General features: G+C 40.7%; 4 protein-coding genes and 2 pseudogenes. 1 reads left to right on the top strand and 5 read right to left on the bottom strand.

Annotated features, from left to right (window positions below; all coding sequences use genetic code 11):
- The 3 genes and pseudogenes from ACFINY_RS04890 to ACFINY_RS04880 all read right to left on the bottom strand — a co-directional run.
- Positions 1–237, bottom strand: a pseudogene (locus tag ACFINY_RS04890) (tol-pal system protein); the annotation flags it as partial.
- Between the two features lie 52 nt (positions 238–289).
- On the bottom strand, positions 290–811 hold the full coding sequence (gene pal / locus ACFINY_RS04885; RefSeq protein ID WP_375611765.1) for a peptidoglycan-associated lipoprotein Pal: 522 nt from the start codon (positions 809–811) through the stop codon (positions 290–292).
- A gap of 205 nt (positions 812–1,016) precedes the next feature.
- Positions 1,017–1,712, bottom strand: coding sequence for a DUF1013 domain-containing protein (locus ACFINY_RS04880; RefSeq protein ID WP_375611764.1), 696 nt, complete (start codon positions 1,710–1,712; stop codon positions 1,017–1,019).
- A gap of 368 nt (positions 1,713–2,080) precedes the next feature.
- Here ACFINY_RS04880 and ACFINY_RS04875 point away from each other — a divergent pair, with 368 nt between their 5' ends.
- Positions 2,081–2,827 (top strand): YebC/PmpR family DNA-binding transcriptional regulator, encoded by a 747-nt coding sequence (locus ACFINY_RS04875; RefSeq protein ID WP_254492472.1) that lies wholly within the window; start codon positions 2,081–2,083, stop codon positions 2,825–2,827.
- A gap of 1,063 nt (positions 2,828–3,890) precedes the next feature.
- On the opposite strand, the gene tolB is transcribed toward ACFINY_RS04875, so the two are convergent.
- Together tolB and ACFINY_RS04865 are read right to left on the bottom strand one after the other, a co-directional pair.
- Positions 3,891–5,216, bottom strand: coding sequence for a Tol-Pal system beta propeller repeat protein TolB (gene tolB / locus ACFINY_RS04870; RefSeq protein WP_375645667.1), 1,326 nt, complete (start codon positions 5,214–5,216; stop codon positions 3,891–3,893).
- Positions 5,217–5,254: 38 nt separating this feature from the next.
- Positions 5,255–6,096: pseudogene (locus tag ACFINY_RS04865) on the bottom strand (cell envelope biogenesis protein TolA); the annotation flags it as partial.

The raw sequence follows: 6,096 nt of genomic DNA, 5'->3' as shown, positions 1-6,096 counted from the left end.
ATCGACAGCCTTATCAACAGCGTCAGTGGCTTTTTCTATCACATCAGATGCTGCTTTATCAGCTGCTTCAGGTGCTTTCTTCACGTCATCAGTTGCCTTATCAACTGCATCAACTTTATCCGTATCATGTGCAGGATATTCGGAAGCCTTTCGTGCCGCACTTTGAACAAGTGAAGTAGAACAAGCTATGAAAACCCCCATATAAAAGAGTGTTTTCCAATTGATTTTACGATACATTCTTTTTTCCCCTTAAGAGCTTATTGAATAGTTGAAACAAACAATCTTCTTTTTAATGATTATTCATGTCACTCAACGTTGTCACAGCACGTCGATTTTGATTCCAACAGGAAATATCATCACATACTGCTACAGGTCTTTCTTTTCCGTAAGAAATTGTTTGAATCCGTTGTGCGGACACACCAAGAGACACCAAATAGTTTCGCACAGCAACAGCACGGCGCTGTCCAAGTGCCAAGTTATATTCACGTGTTCCCCTCTCATCAGCATGACCTTCGATCATAATAGAATAATAAGGATAATGAAGCAACCATTCTGCTTGGCGCGTTAAAATACGTTCAGCATCAGCATCAAGTGAAGAAGAATCGAGACCAAAAAACACGCGATCACCCACATTAACCGTAAATTCTTGTCCTGAGCCTGGTGACACCTGATTCAAACCAGCATCATTCATATAAGCGCCATTCATACCGTTAAGTGCACCAACATTTTTTTTGCCACACCCACCCAGGCATAGTGAGAAAAGAAAGAGGATAGCTAAGGAATGAGAGATGGTTTTTTTGGTAGAGCGCATAGTCCGTTTCTCCTTGAATTTCGTAAAGAAGGGTCAATTCTTAAAAATATTTTTAAGAATAACCGTTAATTCCTAATGAAGACGAAATTTTTTCTGTTTTTTTTTCGTCCTCATTTTTACTTTTGAGTCTCTGCCAATTTTTCTTCTCTTTGGCCATTCCTCTAACATTTCCATAAGAAATGTTTCCCTTATGCGTCATGGCTTTTTATGCATCATCTTGATCTTGACGATTTTTTTGCAGCGCGTTCAGCTTTGCAAAAACTTTATCAGCGTCAAAAGTCTTATGCAGATTTTCTTCACTCTCATTTTCCTCTAGAGCAGCGTTTTCCGTCACAGAAGCGGGAAGCAACGACCTATCTTCTTCTGCAGCAACAGGACGATTTTTCGCCGCACGCTGGAGCTCAAAATCTAAATCGATTTGCGAACACAAACCAAGCCCTACAGGATCAAGAGGAACCAAATTTGCACTATTCCAATGGGTTCTAAGGCGGATTTGTTCAATTGTCGCTTTTGTTGTCCCAATCAACCGTGCAATTTGTGCATCTTTCAACTCGGGATGGTTCGTCACCAACCATAGGATACCATTGGGACGATCTTGGCGTCGAGAAAGAGGGATATAGCGCGCCCCTTTACGTTTTTTTTCAGGAATATGCACCCTCGATTGAGAAATTTTCAATCGTGCGTTTTGATCAGCCTCCACCCGTGCAATTTCACTGCGCGTCAATTGCCCAGAACTAATCGGATCTAAACCTTTAATACCATAAGCCGCATCACCATCGGCAATAGCTTTTACTTCCAAGACATGCAATTTACAAAATTCTGCAATCTGATCAAAAGAAAGAGCTGTATTATCAACCAACCAAACAGCTGTTGCTTTGGGCATCAAAAGTTGCGTTGCCATTTTTATAAATCCTCTTCTGCGCCTCTTCTATGAGGCAGGTTACCGCCCACTCAAGAGCACTGGAACTTTTTTATATGTTTAGGTCTCTCCAACCACTCCTAAAACAAAGTGCGGCATGGAATAAACCATTTTGCTATGAGATTACATTCTGTTATAGCGTTATTTTTGCTCAACGACAAGAGATCTCTCTTGTAATGATCCTCAACTAAGGTGTCTTTACCTTTAAGATGAATTTTCTTATAAAGGGTTTATTCGATTATTTCACCTCATGCTGTGGCACATTTATTCTGGTGGGATGCGTGCTTTATCGCCTTAAATTCTAAGGAGTATCCAACTGGCAAAAAAGCCCTCAAATAGGAAGGAAAACTATGGCAGGCCATTCACAATTTAAGAATATTATGCACCGTAAAGGGCGTCAAGATGCAATGCGCTCGAAGATATTTTCTAAGCTTGCGCGCGAAATTACCGTAGCAGCAAAACAAGGTGCTCCTGATCCAGCCATGAACCCACGTTTAAGGCTGGCTGTTCAAAATGCCAAAGCACAATCGATGCCGAAAGATAATATTGAACGCGCGATTAAAAAAGCGTCAGGCGCCGATGTCGAAAATTATGATGAAGTACGCTATGAGGGCTATGGACCAGGCGGCGTTGCCGTCATTGTTGAAGCTTTAACTGATAACCGCAACCGCACCGCTTCAAATGTGCGCGCCGCCTTCACAAAATCAGGAGGAGCCTTAGGGGAAACAGGATCGGTCAGTTTCATGTTTAATCGGATTGGTGAAATAATCTATAAGCCAGAAGCAGGAACAGCCGATAACATCATGGATGCAGCAATTGAAGCCGGTGCCGAAGATGTGCAATCAGAAGAAACCGGACATCATATTACCTGCGCATTTGAAGATATTGGTGAAGTTTCCAAAACACTTGAAGCAAAACTTGGTGAAGCAGAATCGATTAAAACGATTTGGAAAGCCACCACCCTTGCACCAATAGATGAAGAAAAAGCTTTATCTGTTTTACGACTAATTTCAACATTAGAAGAAGATGATGATGTGCAAAATGTTTATGCAAATTTTGATGTCAGTGATGAGATTTTGGCAAAATTGTCTGTATAATTCCCATCATTTGCATAAGCCCTCTCTTCATGCATGAGGGCTTCAAAAGCATCTGTCACCTCTCCTCTTTATCCGCACATATAAAAGCCCCGCGTCAATAGCGGGGAAAAGCTGTCAGTGCAACAAGAAAACCGCAATTAATTTCAGAAAACATAATCCCAAAAAGAAAGCATACAAAACTCTGTAGCCTCACGCCTTTCTTACATGCCCCAAAGATTATCCCTATATTCCTCTCTATTTGATCTTTTTGTTCTTTAAGATTAACCTCCTCTCTCCGCTCTCAAGTAATGAAATGATCTAGCCTCTAAACAATTAGGGGTTTCTTGACGTATTCCTATGACGAATCACTCATAAAATTCACTTGAAACTTAAGGCTCAACAAACATACACTCCCCTAAATATTCGCTACGCACTTAAAAAACACTTAGAATATATCAAGGAGGTTTATACGCCCTATATCCCCACACCTCAAAGGGCAGTGTTTTTACAACATCACAGAATAAAAATAAGCAAATGGAAAGCCAGAGCTGATTGTTTAGCAAAGTATTGTACAAAAAGCCGGTACATCTCTCTAATCCGTTGCAGATAAATTTTTGACTTTATGGCATCGTATATTTCTAAAATAACGTCATTTATCTTAAAAATCTGTCCTTTTGCTCTTACCAATCAATCAATATTCAGATCTAAAACAACCGCGTACTTGAATAAAACACATCAGAGAGCAACAGCCCCCCTGACAAGAGGACTCTTCACAAACAAAATCGAAGAAGAAGTTTAAAAAAATATATATAGCGACACTTTGAATAAAAAGTTGAACTCTAGAGATCTTAGAATTTTCGGCTCTATTTTTTCAAGGTCTTGTTTTGAATTTTTTTAAGCATTTTCCCCCAAGGAAATTCCATTATCGATCAACAACCATAGATGATAGATGAAACCTACATAACTCCCCATGCACACTATAATCAATTCCTTCTTTTAAATAATTTAAAAACTATTGAGATTGTTTAAACTTGAGACTGTATAGACTATATTCCTTCTATATTCTGTTTTTAAGCATTTTGTTTTATTGTACATTGAGCAAAGGCGACCATGCTGGATCTGAAGCATCATTGGGGGTAGGGAGTTGTCGTTCATTGCGACCCGTAATATCAATCGTATAAATTTTTGGTCCCATACCGGGATTTTTGCGAAAGAACATCAGCACACGACCATTAGGGGCCCACGTTGGTCCTTCATTGTGAAACCCTGTGGTTAAAATTCGTTCTCCTTGTCCATCAGGGCGCATAACACCGATAGAAAATTGTCCGCTTAATTGTTTTGTAAAGGCGATATAGTCACCCCGTGGAGACCAAATAGGTGTTGAATAACTCCCATCGTTTGAAGAAATACGCTGAATATCACTCCCATCCGCATTCATTTTATAGATTTGCGGCTTTCCACTACGATCTGAAGAAAAGACAATTTGTTTTCCATCCGGTGAATAAGAAGCAGAAGTATCAATAGCAGAAGTTGTTGTAAGTCGCGTCATCGTACGGGTTCGTAAATCCATAGTGTAAAGATTGGCACTCCCATCATTTTGTAACAAACTCATGATAACTTTTTGTCCATCAGAAGAAAAACGTGGAGCAATTGTCATGTTATTAAACGTTCCGATCAACTCTCTTTGCCCCATTTCAATTTGTTGGAGATAAACATGAGGTACTTGATTGTCCTCGTAAGCCATATAGGTCAATTCTTGTCTTTTTGGTGAAAACCGCGGTGTAAGCACCAATTCACTTCCATCAGACATATAAATCAAATTTGCTCCATCTTGATCCATCATTGCTAAACGTTTAATGCGTGCATTTTGAGGACCTGTTTCATCGATAAAAACAATTCGTGTATCAAAATAACCACTTTCTCCTGTCATCTCACTATAGATCTCATCTGCGATCATATGTGCCACACGCCGCCAACGTTCTGTCGCAGTATAAAAACGCCGTCCTTTCAATTGTCTTTGTCCAAACACATCCCATAAACGAAAATCGACCCTCAAACGTCCATCGATTTCTCTCATGACTTGCCCAGTAACTAAACCTTGCGCTTTTATTTTCTGCCAAGAAGCAAAATGTGGTTGTTTATTAGGATTAGAAATGTTTTCAAAAAAATTTGCTTTATCAAGCGGTAAAAACAGCCCCGACCGTTCGAGATCGGCTGTCACCACAGCAGATATTTTCAACCCAATCGAATCATTGGAAATAAAGTCTGTAATTGCAATGGGAATGGGATTAAAATCAGCGCTCGAAATAGTTCCTTTCAATTGCGCATAACCCGATGAAATACTTGAAAGCCACACCCCACAAGTGACAATAAACCAAGCAAAAACTTTATGTCTCGTTATAGTCATCATGGAATGTGTCCTTTCGTTAAGCGCTTTTTTCTCGTTTATCATCTTATTTCTTGGAGGGGATCAACATTAAAGTCAAAACCTTGCCCCCATAGATCATATTGATCACGTGGGAGATCTGCATAAGGTTGGCATGAAAAGACAGCAGCATACACCTGCCTTATCATAATAGCTTGTTGACTCTCAAGACCGCTTACGGGATCAATGATAGGATCGCCCACAACCATCCCTTCACGGTCTAAATAAAATCGCAACCGCACGACCGGACGATTTTTTAAATCGCCGCCAAGCGCCACAAGTTTAAGCTTCTGTTGAATACATCCCCCCACAATATTGACCAATGTTTGTGCCATTTTTGTGGTATCATTAATATTTTTTCTTGCACCCAAAGCTTCTGGTATATGAGAACGTTTTGCTCCCCCTCCTTGTGACCGCGCACGATTGAGCAAATTATTTTCCTCCAGAGCTAAAATATCTTCAATGGTCTGTTTCTCTTGGTTTTTCTTGTTAAGCTTTGGCGTCTTTTGATTCAATGCAGCCTCATTCTTCTTTGGAAATTCTCCGTCAAACTTTGGTTTAAACTGTGGAAGAAGAGATTTTTCTGGAAGTACAATTTTGGGCGCATGATGAACAATCTGCTCTGCTGATACTTTTGGGACCGTTGGAGCCAATTCTTTTGGCGATATCATTTCTTCATTTTTGTGCGCAGGCTTGAGCGCAACCTTAGAGGCATCCTCCGGTGCCTCCAAAGGCGTCTCAGGTGCAGCCTTGGGCGCATCCTCCGGTGGTGCCTCCAAAGGCATCTCAGGTGCAGCCTTGGGCGCATCCTCCGGTGGTGCCTCCAAAGGCATCTCAGGCGCAACCTTGGGCGCATCCTCCGGTG

Origin of the sequence: Bartonella sp. AA23NXGY, from assembly GCF_042197165.1 — a bacterium.
Lineage (GTDB): Bacteria > Pseudomonadota > Alphaproteobacteria > Rhizobiales > Rhizobiaceae > Bartonella.
This window is presented reverse-complemented; position numbering and strand designations above follow the sequence as displayed.